Genomic DNA, 18,278 nt, shown 5'->3' on the forward strand with positions numbered 1-18,278 from the left:
GATACATCGGCTAGTTATCACACGATTAATAGCTTTGTTTTGGTTTTATACTGAAGCATTTAACATCGCGTATATTTTAAACCATCAATAAAAAAGTAATAATTGAATATCTTCATTTCTTCAAGTTGCTTAGCAATTTCTTTACGATATATGCTTGCAATTATTAGCCGTGAATCCCCGTCCATAAGTGCGGGTAATTCAAACGGTGAACGCACAGGAACGCCATATAATATACTCCCCCATACGTCTTTGCGGTTATCAAAAGCACAAACCACATTTAGCCCATGACTATACCGCTCCATCCAAATTCGCAAGCTATCTCCAGCGCCGAAGATATACACCTTTTTATTTTCAATATCGCATAACATGTCTGTATAGGAACGCACGTACTCTTTGTAAGAACGTCTCATATCTACAATGCTGTGATCCATGTGCTTTGGTTCGCGTTCTTCTTCCTCTGGCTCGGATATTCCACTAGGATAAGAGGCTATAAGCGTCTCCATAAAGCTCAGGGGCACTGGAATTATCAAATCTTCAAATTCCATTTCAACGCTATCCGAGAACCATTTCTTGTTATACACCCTTCTGCCATGTTCACCTGTGAGAACGGGTATAGAGTAATATAGCTGATTAGAGTATTTAGAGCAGAAGCGTTCGTAACGCTCTGAAAGATAACCGTATTGTCCCGACAATCCCCCAGCACCAAAGCAAAATTCCTCTTTACTTTCGGAAATTTCGGCCCCCTCGCATTCATCTAGGGCAGCCGAAGCGAACATCTGCAATTGCATCTTCATTACAGTGTCCTGAATGCGTTTTGCAGCATCGCTATCCGGTATATCGTCTAGCGGTAGGATGTCGATATACGCTCCCATATGACCACCGCGTGTACATCCATTGGGGAAATTTGAGATAACTGTCGTGTCGCTTCGTCGCAGCTTTATATAATGGACGGCAGCAGCGGGATCATTTTGTGGTGTCTGCAGAAAATAGGGTTCCGTAAACCAATGCTCAGAAAACCGTAGACGATCATAATCTTTACGTGGCAAAGCAATATCGATATCGTCATCCCACGGGATAAACCCTTTATGTCGTACTGCGCCTAGTAGAGTTCCAAACATAGCGAACCAGGTCAACCCTTCACGCTTTGCGACCCTAGTAAATTCCTTTAAAATATCAAGTTCAATAGCTTGTAACTCATTTAGTTTATTCACCAATCAGGTCTCCTAAGCTTTATATCAACGAATACATCAACATGCATATTGAACCCTTCCTTTTCAGAAGAAAAGAATAAGACTTCCCTGCGTGCTATTCACTCAACCAAGGGTTTAGCCCATATTATGGACGTTCTCATCCATGTGCAAAAGATCCTTCGCCCAATCAATTCTATTAACAATTGCCGCATCTACGTCGAGATCCTGTGCGAGTTTAAGCTCCTCTTCATTCGTTATGGTCCATGGACGTATCAATATTCCCCGGCTGCGACAATCCTCAGCGAGCAATGGATGCCGTAACATATGAATACTAGGATGCAGCGCTTCAGCCCCAACCTTTTCGCACTGCTCCCCTGTGATCAGTATTCCTCCGCCACATAGTAAGGCAGTTCTGGATGACGGCTCAAGCAGCTTTATTTTCTGTATAGAATAGTGGTTAAATGACGACCATACAATATTATCCATCAAATCACATTTTTCCACTACCTTTAAAGCAATAGATTCAATTCCGTTATAATATATAACACCTGTTTTTAATTCAATATTAATAGTTAAATTTGTCGGTTTTAATAATTCCAATACTTCTTCCAGAGTTGGCACTTCCATAAAAAGCGGCTCAGTACGTCCACTTTTGTTGAAATTGAGTTTTTTAATTTCAGACAGGGTGTAGTCTTGAACCCATCCTTGCCCATTGCTCGTCCGATCAACAGTTTCATCGTGGATGACGACGATCTCTCCGTCCTTGGTAAGCTGGATATCAAGCTCTACTCCATCTGCTCCCATTTCGGCCGCTATTTGAAATGCAGTGAGTGTATTTTCTGGCGCAGAAGAATAAGCACCACGATGCCCCCATATTTTCATTAAACCCACTCCGCCCTTCCATTTGCAACAATCTTATCTTTACCTGATCCGAATCTCACAAAGCGTATCTCTCTCTTTTCTGGGTTAACAAGCATCATATCAAATGCCTCTTGCGAGGACTCTCCAAGTTTTCGCTTAGGTGTGAGGAAACCTTCTGGCTTATACTCCGTAAACTCTTCACACTTTGAATTTACTATGGATATAATAGGGAAGCCTTCTTCATTGTCCAAAAAATCACCATGGTTGTGACCATTTATGAAAGAAAGGATTTTGTGAGCATGTTTTTTCAGTAACTCCATTAACTCGTCTTCTCCACGCAGTTCTTTCGCCCAATACTGTAAACGGCGAATTGGCGTGAGGTGGGAAAAAATTATTACTTTCCAGTCATGTGGCGTACATTCCATTTGTATATTCAGCCACCGGATACACGCTTGGTTGTATCCATAACGCAATTCTTCATTAGGATCAAAAGAGTCCAAGAATATAAGTCTAAGTTTATATTGGTCATAATCAATGGAGTATCGCGGTGAATTAGTACCTAAATATAGCTCACACTGTTCGTTTAATGAAAAATGGTCAGGGTTATTTCTGAAATAATTTGTATCATGATTACCCAGTGTTACCCATACGGGAACTTCACATTTTTTCAAGTCTGATAAAATCCGTTCTACATAATGACGGCTCACGTCACGTGTGACCATCCCGTCTGTGAGATCGCCCAGGTGAATTATACCATCGAGTCTAATTCTTTTTTGAAGTTGTTGGATGGCTGTAGCTGTATCTTCCCAAGTACCATTTACGGTGTAATGAGTATCGGTCATCAGTACAAAGGAAAGCTCGTTCTTTCCCAGAATATTCATGATACGTTCAGAAACTCGTTCAACCTCACTCCGAAGCCATTGCTTCATTTCAATCGGTGAAACCTCTGGTGCTGTATCGAAGAAAAGGATGCCATTCATATCCTCTGAACCTTCAAAATCTGTCCCGTCCATTTTTCTTAAACATACACGGAAGTAAACACGCTCCGTAAAAAAATAATCGTCTTGTCTATAGCTGTCACCGCTTAAGTCATGGCGGTAAACTGTCCAGCTTGCATCAGGGGCATAATCATAGGTGTAAATCCAACGATTTTTTACCTCCGAAGCGTAGGTAGCGACGTTAAACTTATACTCAGAATTTATAAGCCTCAGACTGTCGCCAGGTTGTGCCAAATAGAAAAAGGGGGTGCTTAGCATCTCTGGATGTCCCAATTCCTGTAAGCCATCCCCAGCCCGTATTTTCAAACCTATTTGACCCGTTAATGACTGCCTCAAGCCTTCCCCTCCTTGATTCCATAAAACTAACCTGCAGGTGTTTGATTCAGCTCTTTTCTAACTGCATCAAGAGCATTTCTGAAGATTTGCCACATATCGTAATACTTGTATTCAGCAAGTCTGCCGCCAAAAATCACGTTTTTTTCTTTTTCAGCCAGCTCTTTGTAAGATATATAGCGTTGGCTGTTCTTTTGATCATTAACGGGATAGTAGGGTTCATCCCCAGCTCTATACTCTTTTGAATACTCACGCGTTACAACAGTTTTGGGTTGCTCTCCAAATTCAAAGTGTTTATGTTCAATAATACGGGTAAAAGGGGTTTCCTTATCCGTATAATTGACAACAGCATTACCTTGAAAATTTGGCTTATCGACTATTTCCGTATCAAAATGTAGTGTACGGTACTCAAGTGGACCAAATTGGAAATTAAAAAACTCATCCAGCATCCCGGTATAAATCGTTTTGGGGGCAACACTATCAAAATAATCTCTATGTGCAAAATAATCCGTATTTAGTCTAACCTCACTGCCATCAAGCAGTTTCTCAACAATCTGCGTATATCCCCCTACAGGAATGCCTTGATACTGATCGTTAAAATAGTTGTTATCCCAAGTGAATCGAACGGGCAGGCGTTTAATAATAAATGCCGGCAAGTCCTTGCAGTCCCGTCCCCACTGTTTTTCCGTGTATCCTTTGATCAATTTTTCATAAATATCGCGACCTACTAGTGAAAGTGCCTGCTCTTCGAGATTTTGTGGCGCCACGCATTCTAAGCACTGCGATGCTATTTTTTCTTCCGCCTCGGCTGGATCAGAAACTCCCCATAATCGGTGAAATGTATTCATGTTAAAAGGAAGATTGTATATCTCTCCCTTGAAATTAGCTATCGGCGAATTCGTATAACGGTTGAATGTCGCAAATCGATTAACATAATCCCATATTTCTTTATCGTTAGTATGGAAAATATGGGCCCCGTATTTGTGTACATTAATCCCTTCTACTTGTTCGGTATATATATTTCCTCCGATATGATCGCGCTTATCAATCACTAAACACTTTTTATTACACTTCAAGGCTTCATGCGCAAATATAGCTCCATAGGGTCCCGCACCAACAATCAAATAATCATAGTACATTAATTATTTATTACCTCCCTAAACTCCTAGATTAAAGTCATATTAATCATTTGTTGAAGCTTGGTTGAACTAGTACTCTCTGTATAAGGAATAAATTCCATATTGGAGCCCAATGTCTGTAATTGTTTTTGCAGCCAATACCATTCTTCTTCGTGATCATTTCCAGAAAAATGACAATCGTAGCGAAGCTGCTTCCATGCCTCTATCTTATTTGTATTATTGAAATCTACCGCAATTACCCGATCCACATATTTAATCTGCTGTACAATCGCCAAACGCTCTTCAAACGAGATAAACGGCTTTTTTTTCTTATCGCGCTCGGCTAGTTCGTCAGTCAAGACCCCGGCAATCAAATATTCGCATCGTTCCTTGCTTCTGCGAAGAATGTTCAAATGTCCGATATGGAAAAGATCAAACACCCCTGTAACATAACCAATATTGTATTTCCCACTTGAATGAGGAATAATCTCGACATTTGCCTGGATTTCATCTAGTTCTCGTTGATAGATGCGGTACTCTTTTATGCCCATACCCTGGAGCTGCCTTGCAATCTCATCGTAGGCAGCATTACAAATAATTACTCTGTACTGACCTGGAATCAGTTCCTTGAGAAGTTGTGGGCTCTGAATAAGAAATCCGTGTTTTTCTGTGTTCCATTTAGTTTTGTCATTATCAATAATATAAGAAGGTGGATAATTAGATCCATATTTTTTAAGATAGTGCTCCATCATCCTCCCGGCGCCAAAAAGCACAATCAATTTACCTTCAACTCCATCAACTGCAGCAAATATTCGTTCTCGTTTCGGTATATTCGAATTGATTTGTTGCGATTTTTCCATAAGCAATAACCTTCCATTTCGCATTATGTTATTCGGATCAATTGATGCCCATTTATAAAACTGTTTGTACATTTCACGCTGCCTGAGCTGGTCTTGAAAACGACTTTCTTCCTTCAAAAAAAAGGGCCATAACTCCGTAAGACCATATCGCTCCTGCATTTCATGTCGTGAAACGTATTGCTCCGTATGGGGAGCAAACCAGTAGACATCGTTAATTGCGCGGAACATTACATATTTGGCAGGATAGTTCTCTTTTACAAACTCCTGATCAAAAAATAGAAATTGGCCATTATCAAAAAAACAGTTGACAGGTATCATTTCTAAATAAGCTTTAGATAGAATCGGTCCCCAGTCGATATTTGGATCTAAAAAAGCAAGCGCATTTTCATCCGATGATGTATGTTCGGAAGAATTCAAAACATATTTATAGAGTTTATCCATATATCTAATAAACCCTGCCGCATCATAAGTTATCAATTTCCGTAAGTAAACCGATAAAGTCGGTGCTTGAATGCACGGCATAATAAGCCGGTCATTTTCAAGTCTAAATGAAATAACCGGAATATCACGGGATTGCAAATCAGTTAGATTCTTACAAAGTCTATCTAGGCCACTTAGCCCTTCTTTGTAGATCGGACATTTTTCGACTAATCCGTTATTGTGAATCGATGTTGAAAAACTTTCCTCCCTGCTCCTCTCAGACGAAATAGATGCATATAGTACAGAACTCATTTCTGCATTACTACATTCGGCAAGGAAGGAGTTAGCAAATAATGGGATCAGGCCATTTTCAGCTAATGGGCCATACAAATTGCTCGGATTTATAACAAGACTATCCTGTTTGACTTGATACGGCCTCAGCCTCTCATTTAACTCTTCTCCCGGTGGATATTGATCAGTATAAACCATCTGTGGCAGCAAGTGATCTGGGAACGGGTAATAAAGCTTAACGTTCTTTAAACCTACTTGCCTCAATATATCCATCAATTCTGGTTTGCTTAATGACGGCATTGCCGCTCCAGTTGGATAATTATTCAATCCATCAAAGGGAATTCCTGTTGAGGGGTCAGGGGCCCCGCAAAGATATTGAACACCAAGCCGATTAAATACGGAAAACAGCAGTTTCCCATCGTCAGTAAGCAGGGACCTAACTTGACGCAATAAAGAAATATAGCCTTGTCCAGATAATACAGGTTCCTGGAAATCCGGACCTACAATTATTACAATATAATCAAACACACTGCCAGAAGGCAGCATGGAAATATCTCCGTTTAAAACCTTCAGATTCGATTTTTCAATCCAGCGTGTTCGTATACTTTCAGCTCGATACGCATCTGCTTCCAAGACGGTTACTGAACCGCATCGATCACATAAAACCCCGGAATGAACGCCAAAACCACCACCAATCTGAAGTAATGACGATTGATTATGAAATGGATACCAACTCAGGACCCCTGTTGGTTGATTACTTAAGTGATAAAAGACCTGCCAACGAAGATCCCGCGTAATTACCTCACTAAAATCCCCATTTGGATTCGACAGTATATATTCTCCTATTTCAGCATCTAATGAAGATGCCGGAACTACTGAATAACCGAGATCCGTCATCTTTCACCCTCGCTTTCCCTCCAAGGTAGAACTTGTTAATGGTTATTCAACAACCGACTGGTACAAATGATCAGATTTAAAGGAAATGGATAAATTCCTATATTTTTAGAAGGGACATTTAAACCCATTAGTTGCTTTATCATATCCTTGCTATTCGCACGGTTTGCAATTAAGTAGTAAGCATTTGGATAATTAGCGACGGCTTTCTGAGGCGAACATATTTCATTTCCCATACAGAGACTCCCCCACTTATCGTTGTCGTTATCGCAAATGCATACGATATTAGAAATTCCATTTATGTTCAAAAAAAAGCTCGCATACTTTCCGATTTTCCCGACTCCGAATATGACCACCTGGTTTTGAGATGCCATTAGCGATAAAAAATCATAATAGGACTTAAACTCGGTCTCTGCCTTCTCATATATATAGCGTTCAAAGTATTTCTGGTTCTCAAGTAACATTTCCAGTTCCATCCACATCTCATCCGAAAAATCTTCTCGTAAAAGCAGCCCCTTCCTGTAACTGAAACTTAACAAATTCCAATAGTGTTGTAACACACTATGCATATTGGGATTGTCATAATAAGCGCCTCTGAGAAGTGAATTTAAACATATAATTGCAATCGACCGACTAACCATTCTTAGACGCGCATAATCTTCAGGGAAAACATTCATTACCCAATCCATAATAAACTGGCATTCTTGCAAATCATATTGGAGACCCTTAGGACTATTCATTGACGAAGCAGCATTATCTCTTCGATAATGATAAAAAGCCGAATGAATAAAAACTCCTCGTTGAACTAATAACGCTACTTGATAACGGAAACCCGCGTCTTGATAAGCCGCACCCTGAGTTTCATTTAGACGTATATTCTTCTCTTGAACGAATTTGCGCTTGTAGATTCCATTCCACATAAATGTATCAATAGGAACTAACTGATCGGTATAATCAGTATATGAAACGAGCTTTTTGCTGATTGAAGAAGGACGGAATAAATCATGCTTGATGGTCTGGCGACCTTTGTCGGGGAAATCAGTGAACAAGAAAAAGTCAGACTTCACGAAATCAGCATTATTTTCTATCGCAGTATTATACAATGTTTGAAACATCCCTGGGTCAATATAATCATCAGTTTCAACGATCCCTAGATATTCACCTTTAGCAACATCAAATCCCCAATTCACCTGGTATCCATAACTTTTTCGGTCTGAGTCTAAAACGATAATACGACTGTCACGGGAGGCGTATTCCTGCAGTATTTCCCTTGTACCGTCAGTAGAACCCGCATCAACACAAATAATTTCAATATCCTGCAGCGTTTGATCTATAACACTATCCATGCATTCTTTTATATATGTAACAACATTAAGCGAAGGCATAATAATGGACACTTTCGGCATACAAGACACCCCCTATTTTCAACATATGCCAAACCACTTTCAACTCTTTCATTTCATTCAGCTATTACACTTTTGCACAAATAAAAACCGAATCTCCGACTATGAACCCATTCTCCTCTATTTCTTTTTCATTTAATATATCAGTATTCTTGTACCCTTTAACGTCAAACCCATACTTTTCAAAACGCGCTTCTATGTCTCGACCGTAAAGTCTTTCATGGTCTGACTGCCCATAATAAAGGGTTTTCTCATTTTTGGTAATAATATCTTTATTTTCATAGGTATCCTCTTCCCAGCAGATAGGAACTGTTATGATAAGACTACCGCCTGGTTTCAGACATCTTTTTATCTCAAGTAATGCCCGACCCTCATTTTCGATATGTTCCATAACATGGTTGCAAATAATCCAGTCAAACTGGTTATCCTTAAATTGTAGATTTGTAATATCAGCTACAACATCTGCTCTACCTTTCATTAAATCTGCTGTTATATAATTTTCTCCTCTTTTACGGAACTCCTCTATTAATTTCGATTCTGGTGCAAAATGCAGTATATTGGACGTATCATCGAATATAGTAGTGTACTTGTTCAAAATATAGTGTACATATCTTAACCTGTCAGTACTACTGCAAATCGGGCAAATTCCGCTTCTTAAACCTGCCCCAACCACAGACTTCTGTTCAAAAAGTGCATTTCTCTCACCAGTAAGCAACCACCCAAACACATGATTAGTACACAAAACACATTTGGGTAAAGCTTTAATTTGATCATTGCTTTTCTTAATGAATAGATCATTAAAAATCTTCAATGATATTATTTTTTTTTCTGCTAGGCCAATGGCGGTCAATTCTTTAAAAACATCTTCAAAATACTTATCTGTGGTAATTAAAACATAATCAAAATCCAACTCTAAAATTTCATTCACTCTCCAGAAAAGAGACCTATTCTCTTCTTCTAGCGAAAACTTCGAGTCTGTATTCTTATCTGTAATACCAATTATTTCAACATTGTTGATTTCCCTAAAACTATCCAACAAATACATGCCTCTGGAACCACAACCATATAGTAGTAACTTCATTTTTCCTCCTATTTATTACAGAGAGATATCCTGAGTTTTAATCCATTTATAATATCCACGTTCTTTTAATTGTCTTATCATGTCATCTTGATGCTTTTCCTGTGCAGCTAAAATAAATAGGGTGTCTGTTTCATAATCAATACCCTGAATCTCTTTCAAAAAAATTCTGTCTATTACTTCATCTTTGCCTTCTAAGTTAGAAACAACAATCCCTAATAACTTATCTAAATAGCCATGATTTCTTAAAATGCTTAAAACACGTTTGCCATTCCACTTCCCTCCGTATATTGCGATGTGATTTGCCTGCTCAATTCGTTGTAAAGAATGACTTCCGAAACTAAAGTATTTCTCGATATAACTATCGCAATTTCCAAGCAACAAGTTTAAACGAATTTGTTCAGCTTGGGAAAGTTGATCCGCAGCAAACTCTCTTTTTTCAATTGCAGTTAAAAATTCATTTCTAAAGCGCTCCGCAAACATTTTATGAAATTCTCCAGAAATTCGCATCATATCGTTTTCGTGTATTCTAAATAAATTTCCCCATTGAAACTGAAGTAATATTTCCACATTTCGTTTTTGGCTTCTAATAAATGATCGGATAAACTCATACTCATCATTCGTGCAGAATATTTTTTGAGGATTATATATGGATGAGGAGTCGTTATCTCTTCTGACAAAATAATAAGGCTTGTTTATAAATAGCGCTTTTTTAGAATGTAACATAACTTGATACCAAAAACCGTTATCCTGATAAGCCGCACCTGGCGTCTCATTATGGTATATATGATTTTGCTTTATAAAATCTCGTTTATATATACCAGCCCATGTTACAACATAATTATTAAGAACCCTTATATCTTCCTCATAATTAACAACCCTATTGTACATATCTTTATCCGATTCTCGTTCAAATAATGGACGAAAAACAAACTTTCTGCTGGTTCCATCACCATAAAACATATGAAAATCGGCTTTAACAAAATCTGCATCCTTTATTTTCGCCTCTTCGTACAGATGCAGGTACATTTCTTTATCTATATAATCATCAGCTTCTACAACACCAACATATTGACCTTTTGCCAAATCAAATCCAATATTAACAGAATGGCCATAACCTGAATTTCCCTTATGTACAACTCTTACTCTTGAATCTTTCTCGGCACATGTGTCCAATATATCTGCAGTGCCGTCAACTGAGCCATCATTAATACATATAATTTCGATATCAGCAAGAGTTTGACTCAATATGCTTTGCATACATTCGTTTATATATTGTTCTCCATTGTAAACAGGAACTATCACAGACACTTTACACATAACACTAGTCCTCTTCAAATGATTTATTTTTTAGTCTTAATTAAATCTTCTAATAAAAGTATTTCACCAGTACACTTTGGTCGAAGCATTTTTTCGATTTCAGAAGCCCCATCTATAACTGAAATTATGATTACTTCAATATCAAAAAAATCTGTACAGGCGGTTTTTACTGGTAAATCATGAAATTGCTCCGCTTCCCTATCAATTCCGAAAACAACATGAGCAGACAGTCCCTTTAAATCCCTATACAGCAATTCGCCCCATTTTCCTAGGCCATAGATCGCTATATCCTTATTTTTAATTTCTTTATAAAATTCGTTCTTATCTTTAAGCTGCCATCTATACAATAATTCGAATTGTCTTTGTTTATTTTGCAAAGTATAAATGACTTTTTCCAGTATACTTGCCATTACAGAAAGATCATTAGAATAAACTTCTCTAACCCTCAGCAAAAGGTACTCTTCCTCACCGATTGTGCTATTAATTATTTGAGAAATCAGATCTGCATCGCTAAAATAACTATTATGTTTCTTAAGCATATAAAAGATAGCATCCACATATTTTTTATCATCTTTCGATATACTATTTTCTTGCAAAATATTTGTGTTCAGCACTTCGTTTATACATACTCCCTTATACCCATAAACAACTACAGTTCTGAAAAACAATTCCCAGTCTTGGAGTCTAGGCATCATTTCGTCAAAGCCTCCAACTAAATTAAAGCATGTTTTTGTAATCATCACTGTACTTGTATCTACTACATTTTTGTGTGGAAGTATTCTCATAAGCTCTTCCGGTGAATATGCTTTTTGAGGAATGATCTTTATAGATTCCTCATTTATAACTTTTTCTTTTGAATAAACAAAATCAGTGTTTGAGGAGTTAGTATTTAATACTTCAACCTGCTTCAACAGTTTATCCGGGTACCACTGATTGTCACTATCTATGAATGCAATATACTCTCCATGTGCAATTGCTGCTCCTTGGTTTCTACATGCATTGGCACCTTTGTTAATGGTATTACTTATAAATTGAATTCTTGAATCTTCATTAATATAATTGCTTACCACTTCTTTAGTATTATCTAAGGAAGCATCATCAACAATAAACAATTCCCAATTTGAGTAGGTTTGATTAATTACACTATCAATTGCTTTTTCAATAACATTTCCTCTATTATAGGTAGGCATTACAATTGAAACTAATTCTGTCTCCATCAGCTCCACAACCCTCTGCAAATTTTCCACTATAAATCTGCTACGTATTGGTCCCAATTATATACATTACTCATAGGGAACTGTCTTTCTTTCAAATGTTCGAAAACCGCTTTCTGGTACGGCTTTTTAACAGCTATAATCACAAGTGTTTCATTATCTATTTCAAATTTATCTATTGGACCAACTGGAACATTCTCAATAACTGGCATATTTCCAACCATATTTGTAACAAGAAAAGCGTCTACCGTCACTTCAATGTGCTTCATGAAATGAAGGCAATTTACTCCAATTAGTCCAGCTCCATATATATAAATCTTTTCAAAATCTTGACACAGCTTTTTCAACTCAAATGATCTATCATCAAATTGATTGAGTTCATAGAGATACCGAATACCCAATGACTTCTGCAGTCTTTCGAACCCTTTGGACAAGGCTGTTTGAAAATACCCTAATCTTTCTTCCGCATAACGATCAGTCATAATCCATTTACATTCATATCCGGCATCCTTAGCAACATATTCCAGTATTCGCTCAATCGCATGACTGACTGTTCCATTTTCCGCCAATGGCTCAACATCAAAATCTTCGTATTGCCATTCATATTTAAGAAGTTTTCTTAAAGCATCAACTCTTGCCCAATATACTGTTCCTAAAGCCATGGGAGAGATTTCGTTGTTGATATCGCAATTCAAGTTTAAACGTTCAGCCAACTCGATGGTATTTTCATAATTCCCCCCCCAATTATCCATATATAAAAAGGGTATACGATCACTTAATGATATAGGAGGAAGCAGTAAACCCACTTGAGGGTTTCTATTAAAAAAGGAAAGTACATTGCGGATATAAACTGTACTTCCCAACATATTTTCCCATTGACTATAAATCCATTTTTCTATATCAGATTTCATTGATGGATCTTTTTCCTTTTTGTCGTGCAGAAAGCAAATATACTCATAGTTCAAAATGTCTTTACGGCAAGCTACTAAAAAAGAAGTTATGTCCCTGCCACGGTTACTTTTCTGAATCAATTTGCAATTCACTCTACGCACAGCGAAATTCTCAATTTTTTTTCTCACTTCATTATTAGAAGTAGTAAAATAAATAGCAATTTCTTGAGGAATATTATCAATATATGGTTTGTAACAATCAAAAGTATCATGATAATGCAAATGAATAACTACAGCAATTCGATTGTTTAAAACTTTATAATCATAGTCATCTATATCGTAGTTGATTGGAAGAATACAATTTAAGGTATCCAAATTCTCATATGCAATACTCATGATAACTCCCCCTCAACTCTCCAAAACATCCTTTTATAATCAGTTAACTCGTAGGACTATTCACTTCTCTTAGGATATTTAATAATGAAAGCACTTCAAATGAACAATATTTTTTAATGTCTTTTTCAATTTCGTTAAATGAACTTACTGGCGATACAATAATAGCATCAACCTTTTGCATATTTTCATGAAGTGAGATTACAGGAATAGCAGCATTTTTGTTATCGCTTCTTCGGTCTATGCAATATTCAACCTTTAATCCTGTACTCAGTATAGAATCATAAAATTGTTTACCATATACACCAAATCCATATATCGAAATACTGCGAATATCTTTTGAGCAAAAAAATTCATCTAACTTATTCGATGTAGTCTTATTTAATAAGGTTTCTAACTCATCGTAATTTTCGTATTTCAATATTTTTGAATCAGTCATGCATCTGAACTGCTTTTCCTGAGTATCATTCATTAAGTTCAACTTCAAAAAGATGTCTCTAAAATTCCGACCTGATAAACTCATTTGTTTCCAATTAAAAGAGGCATTATTACCATCTTCCTCATGTACATATAAAGTATCTTCATTTGTACTAATCTTGACATCGTGTCTCATCAATAGCGTCCATAAAAAATGATCATCCCATCCATTATGGATCATTATGTTCATAAGCCACTCTTGAGGTATACTCTTTTTTCGGATAAGCAGCTGTCCTAGTGAAACTAAAGGATAACCGTATTCCAAATACTCTTGAAAAGAATATTCTTTTTTCATAGGGTTAGATATAGAAAAAACCTTTTCACCATTTCTGTACAAACCATTACAAATTACAGCTTCTCCATCTTTTAAGTGCTGTAACTGGCTAATTAAATAAGATTTACTCAAAGTGTCATCTTGGTCCAAGAACACTATATATTCACCTGTCGCGAATTGCACTCCAGCAATTCGAGAATAATGAATTCCCATGTTACGTTGATTATTTAATACATGAATGGACACTTTATATTGATTATCCATTTGTGGCAATACGATAGGTTCCTCAGGAAAATCATTTACAAAGATGATTTCAAGTTTGATATCCTCAGATAAATCGCTCCACTGTTGAACAATATCAACCAATTTAGGTAAATATTCACTTCCTTTGTAGATTGGAACAATAACACTGCATATCATCTTTTATTCCCCGCTTTTGAGGTTATAAAGCCAATTGGAATTAGTATGGCTATCCATGTGAACATTCTTCTTCAAATACATCTTTTACCAAGCATTGCTCAATGAGGACCCTTGGATTTTCGATATATTTTTCATCGATCCACCGTATTTTTCTTTCGTCTACTCCCATTAAAATCAAATCATTTTTAGCACTGACGTATGCTTTTCTATTAAAAATAGCAATTACTAAATAATCAAAATCGACATCAATTATTCTTGTCGGGCTTTTCACACTCAAATCAGCAAATGTATCATAGTTTTTATCAGCCCAATAAATGATCTCGCAACAATTACTGCTTGCTATGTAATTGTAAAGCTGAATACCTACCGCGCCTGCACCGTACAATACAATTTTAGATCCCTTGTCAATTCCACCATAGGGGATAAGACATTTCATTTCATCGTTTTCAAAAACAGATGGTGCTTTCCAAACCAAAAGATACATCGCGTAATATACAAGTTGACTATTTAAGGTATGTCTATACTTTGACTGGTCAAAAATCCCTTTCCAATCCGCTATTCGCCCCTTTATGATTTGGGCTGCATTTTTAACAGATGTTCTTTTTAAAGAATTATATACCACTCGATAATGATAAAAGCACTGATGTGTTACATATAACGACTCCGACTTTACTATACTGGGATAAATACAAGAAGCATCCTCCCCCATAAAGCTGCTCTCGTTTACTTGCATTTGATATTCAAAAAGAACTTCCCTTTTAATTAGTTTAGAGAATATATATGGGTAAATTCCTTGCTTAAAAAATGAACCGGTATACATTAATTTAGGAATAATACTTCTCTCAAAATCCTCTCCACAATAATAACCTTCATTAAAATTAGAAAACCTATAACTTTCTGAGTAATCATCACCAACACTATAAGTATCGATTATACCCGAGTCAACTACGGCCGCACCAGACGTATAAGCCAATAACAATAATGCCTCATACATTTGAGGCTCAATCCAATCATCGCCATCAACGGCACCTACATACTCGCCTTTAGCAATTGATATGCCTGCTTTTCTAGCGCTTACTAACCCCTTATTATTCTGATGTATGACTTTAATACGACTATCACTTGATGCATATTCATCACATATTTTTCCACATCCATCAGTGGATCCATCATTAACTAATATTATCTCAATATTCTTGTATGTCTGACTTAATATACTTTCAATACACTGTCGTATGTATGGCTCTACATTATAGATAGGAACTACAATACTAATTAATTTATCCATATTTGCTTACTCCTTCCATCGGAAAGTGATTACGCCTAACAAAACATTCTGAATCATGACTGGTCAGGTAATTCTAAAAGTAGTCATGTTAAAGCCTTTGGCGGCTGCCAAAGGCGCCGATCTTGTAACATCTCTTGAAGTATTCTTATTTCAAGCAAATGATATCGGTCGCCCCCAGCGTTTGGTTAGAATAGCAAATAATAAATACCAATTATCACACTTTTTATTATATAAATCTTTTAAAATATGCCGACGTTTCATCATCAAAAGTATACTGTATTTTTTTCGGTGGCATGCCTGATAACAAGCGTTGAACTTTTCCTTCATCAACATCGGGCAAAGAAATTTCATGTATGATTTCCGCTATTGCTTTCATAGAATCTTTAGGCCAACCGTAACGTGCTATTTCCTGAGTGCCAAGTCTAATGCCGTAACCGTAAAATAGCTCTTTCTTCTTCTTATTCAGCGTAACCCCAAAACGTATGCTATTCTCAAATATGTACTCCATCGTTTCTTTATCTGTGTAAATAAAAACCTCATGTGTACTTGTATATTTGTTATCATCAACTTTTCCAACATTAAATCCCCGTTCTTCCAATTCCGCTGAAAGCATATTTGAGAGCTCCACAATATGCTCTTGATAGGATTTTCCAAATGTTTCGAATTCTATCATAGCAAATAACAAACTTACCTTCTGATGCATTTGTGTATGCCGAATATATATAGGGTTAATACTTGTTTCTAATCTTTTATGCAATTCTTCACTATTCGTCAATATTAAGCCACTCGCCGGTCCTGGAAATGTTTTATGCGTACCTCCGAACATGACCATGTTTTCAATGGTTTTTATTGGATTCTCAATTACGCCCCCGGCTATTAAACCCAACAATTGACTCGCATCGTATAAAACAGTAGTTTTTGTTGTATCGATTTTTTGAATCTCGAATGGACGTATAATGTCAGAAGGAGCCAGCAATACAAATTTTATATTTTTATCTTTCAGTTGTTGATTTAATTTTTCATAATTAATATCTTGCTTTTCAAAATCAAACGGAACATCACCTACATTTAGTCCCAATCTTTCAGCAATTGGCTTAACAGAGGCATGACCACCTGCCGAGGCACCCAAATTCAATATGTTATCGCCGATTTCTGACAATGCAGAAAGAACCATCATCAGACAATTCATTCCCGTTAGTGTTCTAGCGTCAGAATATTTAGCACCGAACAATTTGAAACATTGATCTGAGATCATTTGGTAAAACGGGAGTAAATATGAGCTGCCAATGAAATTGTCCTGTTCTGAAAACGAATATGTGTTTCCAACAATGTATCTCTCCTGAAAACCCATTGATAGAGGTATATTTGCAAACGGCGATATAACATTTTCAGCTGCGCACAAAGGCAGGGTTCTATCATAATAAGTAATAAAGCTTTCCGTTAAATTAACTAATTCTTGTATTTCGTTGTCGTAACGTTTTATATCAAGAACCTTCAAATCTTTTGTTATACGACATATATATCTTTTCTGCTCAAATGTAAATGTAAATCCGCGCCCCAGATCCTCTTTTGTGATAGGCTTGAAATTTCTAAGATTATTTTCACTTGTTTTCATATGTTCAGCCATTTGACTAAGTAAGGCTGAATGTGCGTTATTACAGTATGAGGAATCAAATTCTCTTAGTTCTTCAAGAGAATCAAATTCATAAATAACATTTTCATTACAACGCTTTGCGTACATATAAAGTTCGCCAAGATGCTCATCCTGGATATCTGCCCAGAACTTCTGCATGGTCGCAGGATAGTTGTATTCCTTTTCAAGTATTTCCAAGAAAGCTTTTGAAAATCTTTCATTAAAGAATGCATACCCTAATGTTATCCAAGTATCCGATGCCCCATAAAATGTATTGTAAATTCGATCGTATACATCTGTTTCAAGGCCACGCTCATCCGTTGCCCCTTCTCTGTAAACCGTGCAGTAGTAAGCGTCAAAAGCATGTTTTTGGAAAATGTTCTCATTGAAATACAGATCTGCCGATGTAATTATAGTATTTTTAAGATATTCTCTTGCTGCATAAACACTTGCATGGTTGTTACGCACCTTATAGGTATCTGTTTCAACCAATCTTACGCCATATTTCTCAACAAGATACAAAAACATATCCTTCATATGTCCAACAACAATTATTATTTCTGAAATCCCTGCTTCTTTAAGCTGACATATTTGTCTTTCAATCATCACTTCGCCTTTTACCTCTAAAAGAGCTTTAGGTTTTTCAAAACAAAGAGGAACAAACCGCGAAGACACTCCTGCAGCCAAAATAATAGCATTTTCAATTGAATGCTCATCTAGATACTGCTCACCCTTTTGAGTCAGCTTATCTTCAGCTATATACTTATCGTAAATAAGATTTCGATATTCTTGCTCTATAATCGAATAAGGCTTAAATAGCTTTCGAGCATACTCTTTGACGTCCCAGACAAACCCATTCTTAATAAGGAGCATAACATCAAACATTATCTTATTCATTTTTATTCCTCCAGTAAGTTTTTTGT

General features: G+C 36.7%; 13 protein-coding genes. All 13 read right to left on the reverse strand.

The window, feature by feature from the left end; genetic code table 11:
* Positions 1–59: 59 nt before the first annotated feature.
* Positions 60–1,211: a LicD family protein gene (locus A7K91_RS19750; RefSeq protein WP_068685951.1), complete on the reverse strand. Its 1,152-nt coding sequence runs from the start codon at positions 1,209–1,211 to the stop codon at positions 60–62.
* A gap of 114 nt (positions 1,212–1,325) precedes the next feature.
* On the reverse strand, positions 1,326–2,072 hold the full coding sequence (locus tag A7K91_RS19755; RefSeq protein WP_068685953.1) for a glycerophosphodiester phosphodiesterase: 747 nt from the start codon (positions 2,070–2,072) through the stop codon (positions 1,326–1,328).
* Positions 2,072–3,385 (reverse strand): metallophosphoesterase family protein, encoded by a 1,314-nt coding sequence (locus A7K91_RS19760; RefSeq protein WP_068685955.1) that lies wholly within the window; start codon positions 3,383–3,385, stop codon positions 2,072–2,074. Before A7K91_RS19760 ends, A7K91_RS19755 begins: the two co-directional genes overlap by 1 nt.
* A gap of 26 nt (positions 3,386–3,411) precedes the next feature.
* Complete coding sequence (gene glf / locus A7K91_RS19765) at positions 3,412–4,521, reverse strand: UDP-galactopyranose mutase (protein ID WP_068685957.1); 1,110 nt, start codon at positions 4,519–4,521, stop codon at positions 3,412–3,414.
* A gap of 26 nt (positions 4,522–4,547) precedes the next feature.
* Positions 4,548–6,968 (reverse strand): adenylyltransferase/cytidyltransferase family protein, encoded by a 2,421-nt coding sequence (locus A7K91_RS27155; RefSeq protein WP_245697695.1) that lies wholly within the window; start codon positions 6,966–6,968, stop codon positions 4,548–4,550.
* A 35-nt stretch (positions 6,969–7,003) separates the two neighbouring features.
* Positions 7,004–8,371 (reverse strand): glycosyltransferase family 2 protein, encoded by a 1,368-nt coding sequence (locus A7K91_RS19775; protein ID WP_068685959.1) that lies wholly within the window; start codon positions 8,369–8,371, stop codon positions 7,004–7,006.
* 64 nt (positions 8,372–8,435) lie between these two features.
* Positions 8,436–9,449 (reverse strand): class I SAM-dependent methyltransferase, encoded by a 1,014-nt coding sequence (locus tag A7K91_RS19780; RefSeq protein ID WP_068685961.1) that lies wholly within the window; start codon positions 9,447–9,449, stop codon positions 8,436–8,438.
* A 15-nt stretch (positions 9,450–9,464) separates the two neighbouring features.
* Positions 9,465–10,766, reverse strand: coding sequence for a glycosyltransferase (locus A7K91_RS19785; protein WP_068685963.1), 1,302 nt, complete (start codon positions 10,764–10,766; stop codon positions 9,465–9,467).
* Positions 10,767–10,789: 23 nt separating this feature from the next.
* Entirely contained in the window at positions 10,790–11,983 is a 1,194-nt protein-coding gene (locus tag A7K91_RS19790; RefSeq protein ID WP_156739697.1) for a glycosyltransferase family 2 protein, read from the reverse strand.
* Between the two features lie 29 nt (positions 11,984–12,012).
* On the reverse strand, positions 12,013–13,266 hold the full coding sequence (locus A7K91_RS19795; RefSeq protein ID WP_068685967.1) for a rhamnan synthesis F family protein: 1,254 nt from the start codon (positions 13,264–13,266) through the stop codon (positions 12,013–12,015).
* A gap of 43 nt (positions 13,267–13,309) precedes the next feature.
* Positions 13,310–14,434, reverse strand: coding sequence for a glycosyltransferase family 2 protein (locus A7K91_RS19800; protein WP_068685969.1), 1,125 nt, complete (start codon positions 14,432–14,434; stop codon positions 13,310–13,312).
* A gap of 49 nt (positions 14,435–14,483) precedes the next feature.
* On the reverse strand, positions 14,484–15,722 hold the full coding sequence (locus A7K91_RS19805) for a glycosyltransferase family 2 protein (RefSeq protein ID WP_068685971.1): 1,239 nt from the start codon (positions 15,720–15,722) through the stop codon (positions 14,484–14,486).
* Between the two features lie 226 nt (positions 15,723–15,948).
* Positions 15,949–18,252, reverse strand: coding sequence for an NTP transferase domain-containing protein (locus A7K91_RS19810; RefSeq protein ID WP_068685973.1), 2,304 nt, complete (start codon positions 18,250–18,252; stop codon positions 15,949–15,951).
* Positions 18,253–18,278 lie beyond the last annotated feature (26 nt).

This window comes from Paenibacillus oryzae, from assembly GCF_001675045.1.
Lineage (GTDB): Bacteria > Bacillota > Bacilli > Paenibacillales > Paenibacillaceae > Pristimantibacillus > Pristimantibacillus oryzae.

Excerpts from the sequence above, each read along its gene's own strand:
- A7K91_RS19755 (WP_068685953.1), bottom strand. The coding sequence starts at position 2,072 with ATGAAAATATGGGGGCATCGTGGTGCTTATTCTTCTGCGCCAGAAAAT.
- glf (WP_068685957.1), bottom strand. The coding sequence starts at position 4,521 with ATGTACTATGATTATTTGATTGTTGGTGCGGGACCCTATGGAGCTATA.
- A7K91_RS27155 (WP_245697695.1), bottom strand. The coding sequence starts at position 6,968 with ATGACGGATCTCGGTTATTCAGTAGTTCCGGCATCTTCATTAGATGCT.
- A7K91_RS19775 (WP_068685959.1), bottom strand. The coding sequence starts at position 8,371 with ATGCCGAAAGTGTCCATTATTATGCCTTCGCTTAATGTTGTTACATAT.
- A7K91_RS19780 (WP_068685961.1), bottom strand. The coding sequence starts at position 9,449 with ATGAAGTTACTACTATATGGTTGTGGTTCCAGAGGCATGTATTTGTTG.
- A7K91_RS19785 (WP_068685963.1), bottom strand. The coding sequence starts at position 10,766 with ATGTGTAAAGTGTCTGTGATAGTTCCTGTTTACAATGGAGAACAATAT.
- A7K91_RS19790 (WP_156739697.1), bottom strand. The coding sequence starts at position 11,983 with ATGGAGACAGAATTAGTTTCAATTGTAATGCCTACCTATAATAGAGGA.
- A7K91_RS19795 (WP_068685967.1), bottom strand. The coding sequence starts at position 13,266 with ATGAGTATTGCATATGAGAATTTGGATACCTTAAATTGTATTCTTCCA.
- A7K91_RS19800 (WP_068685969.1), bottom strand. The coding sequence starts at position 14,434 with ATGATATGCAGTGTTATTGTTCCAATCTACAAAGGAAGTGAATATTTA.
- A7K91_RS19805 (WP_068685971.1), bottom strand. The coding sequence starts at position 15,722 with ATGGATAAATTAATTAGTATTGTAGTTCCTATCTATAATGTAGAGCCA.
- A7K91_RS19810 (WP_068685973.1), bottom strand. The coding sequence starts at position 18,252 with ATGAATAAGATAATGTTTGATGTTATGCTCCTTATTAAGAATGGGTTT.